General features: G+C 61.6%; 1 protein-coding gene and 1 pseudogene. One reads left to right on the forward strand and one right to left on the reverse strand.

Annotation, left to right across the window (positions count from 1 at the left end):
- Positions 1-448: 448 nt before the first annotated feature.
- Positions 449-2,050: a GMC family oxidoreductase gene (locus ACROHD_RS20760; protein WP_432680348.1), complete on the forward strand. Its 1,602-nt coding sequence runs from the start codon at positions 449-451 to the stop codon at positions 2,048-2,050.
- Here ACROHD_RS20760 and ACROHD_RS20765 read toward each other — a convergent pair.
- Positions 2,039-2,462: pseudogene (locus ACROHD_RS20765) on the reverse strand (hypothetical protein); the annotation flags it as partial. The gene ACROHD_RS20760 and the pseudogene ACROHD_RS20765 sit on opposite strands and share 12 nt — an antisense overlap.

The following is a 2,462-nucleotide window of genomic DNA, read 5'->3' on the forward strand; positions in this document are numbered from 1 at the left end:
AGCCGCAAGAGCTTTTTACACGAAACAGGAAATTTTTTTGAAAAAGACATAATACATAAACAAATTCAATATGTTAGATCTTGAACGCTCAAACCGACCCTCTCCAATCCATGGCCCGAGCCCCCCGAAATCAGAACCAAGATCACGGCAATCCACGACTCAAGGCACCACATCTTGAGATATCAGCATACCTGTACTCAACCCCTGCTCTCCAAAGGGTGAATCGCGCCGGCTTCACCCGACTCGCAAGCGGCCCCAAAGCATCTGAAGTGATGCTGAAGCTCAGATCGAACAGTACGCAGCCCTGCTGTCCCACGATCAAACGGGTGCCGGAACTGCCCCAAATCTGAACGCCTGAGACCGTTTTTGAACATGTGTTGACGAATTTTGGTCATTTACCCTGCATCTCCCGGCGGGCAAGTTGCAACCATTCAGAGGGGGCCGTCAGATGAAAGACTTCGGACAATTCGACTATGTGATCGTGGGCGCAGGCAGCGCGGGCTGCGTTCTGGCCAATCGCCTCTCCGAAGACCCGCGCGTCAATGTGCTGTTGTTGGAGGCCGGAGGGCGCGACAATTACATCTGGGTCAAGATCCCGGTTGGCTACCTCTATTGTATCGGCAACCCGCGCACGGACTGGATGTTCAAGACCGAGGCCGAACCGGGGCTTGGCGGTCGGTCGATCCTTTACCCGCGTGGCCGCATCCTGGGGGGCTGTTCTGCCATCAACGGCATGATCTACATGCGGGGGCAGGCCCGCGACTATGACCAGTGGCGACAAATGGGCAATCCCGGTTGGGGCTGGGACGATGTGCTGCCCTATTTCCTCAAATCCGAAGATCATTTCGCAGGTGAAAGCGAACATCACGGTGCGGGCGGCGAATGGCGGGTGGAAAAACCCCGGCTGAGCTGGGACATCCTCGACCGGTTTGCCGATGCAGCAGAGGCGGCGGGCATTCCCCGCACCGACGATTTCAATCGGGGCAACAACGAAGGTGTGGGTTATTTCCAGGTCAATCAGCGCCGCGGCTGGCGCTGGTCCACGGCGCGCGGCTTCCTGCGCCCTGCTAGCGACCGGCAGAACCTGACCGTTCTGACCGGCGCGCAGGCACAGGGGCTGATCCTGGAGGGACGCAAGGCCACAGGCATCCGCTTCCTCAAGGATGGTCAGCCCGCGATAGCCAAGGCCGGGCGAGAGGTGATCCTGTCGGCAGGCGCCATCGGCTCACCTCAGATCATGATGCTGTCGGGGATCGGACCGGGCCAGCATCTGCAGGATCACGGGATCGATGTGGCCCACGAGATGACGGGCGTCGGCGGCAACCTGCAAGACCATCTGCAATTGCGGCTTTCTTACCGGGTTGAAGGCGTGAAGACACTAAACCAGATGGCGTCCACGATGTTCGGAAAGGCCAAGATTGGCCTCGACTACGCGCTGCGCCGCCGGGGGCCGATGTCGATGGCGCCCTCACAGCTAGGGGCCTTCGCCAAGTCCGACCCCTCGCTGGAGACGCCCGACCTTGAATACCATGTTCAGCCGCTCTCTCTGCCCAAGTTCGGTGAGGACCTGGACCCCTTCCCCGCCTTCACTGCCTCCGTCTGCAACCTGCGCCCCGAGTCGCGCGGCGATATCCGCCTGAAATCCCCCAAACCGGGCGACGCACCGGCGATCCGGCCCAACTACCTGAGCACCGAGGCCGACCGCATCGTTGCAGCCCGTTCGATAGAGCTCACGCGTCGGATCGTGGCCCAGGCCCCGCTGGCGCAGTTCAACCCGCAAGAGGTTCGCCCCGGCCCCGAATATGCGACCGAAGCGGAACTGATCGAGGCCGCAGGCCAGATCGGCACCACCATCTTCCACCCCGTCGGCACAGCCCGCATGGGCGATGGCCCCGGCGCGGTGGTCGATTACAGGCTGAAGGTGCATGGGATGGAAGGTTTGCGCGTCGTCGATGCCTCTATCATGCCCACGATCACCTCGGGCAACACCAACTCGCCCACAGTGATGATCGCGGAGAAGGCTGCCGACATGATCCGTTCAGGTCTCTGACCTTGTGTGCAGCCAGCCAAGCAGCAGCGGCGTCAGGTACATCGGGAACTGGTAGCAGGCGATAAAGGGTAAGAGCGCGTCCACCGTAGCAGCCGGCAACGCCACGAGAAACAGCGCCACGTTGCGGTTGCCCGCAATTATCGACAGCGCCACCTCGTGCGAGCTTCGGGCACGAAGTGCTAAAAAAGCCACCAGTTGCAGCCCGAAATTGGCGGCGAATACCACGGCCAGCCAAAAGCCGACCGCCTGCCAGCCGCTGGCGATCAGGGGCGCAACCCCGGCCATCAACCCTATGACGATGATGGCCAGCAGGACGACCCCGATCCCGTCCAGCCGCCGGGTCTGGCCAGTATCGGGCCGCGGCAGGATCAGCGCGCGGGCCGCAAAGCCAAGCGCCACCGCCAGCGCGACC

The organism is Nioella aestuarii, from assembly GCF_050896395.1.
Taxonomy (GTDB): domain Bacteria; phylum Pseudomonadota; class Alphaproteobacteria; order Rhodobacterales; family Rhodobacteraceae; genus Nioella; species Nioella aestuarii.

Bases quoted from the DNA above. Each gene is read 5' to 3' on its own strand.
- ACROHD_RS20760 (WP_432680348.1), top strand. From the start codon at position 449: ATGAAAGACTTCGGACAATTCGACTATGTGATCGTGGGCGCAGGCAGC.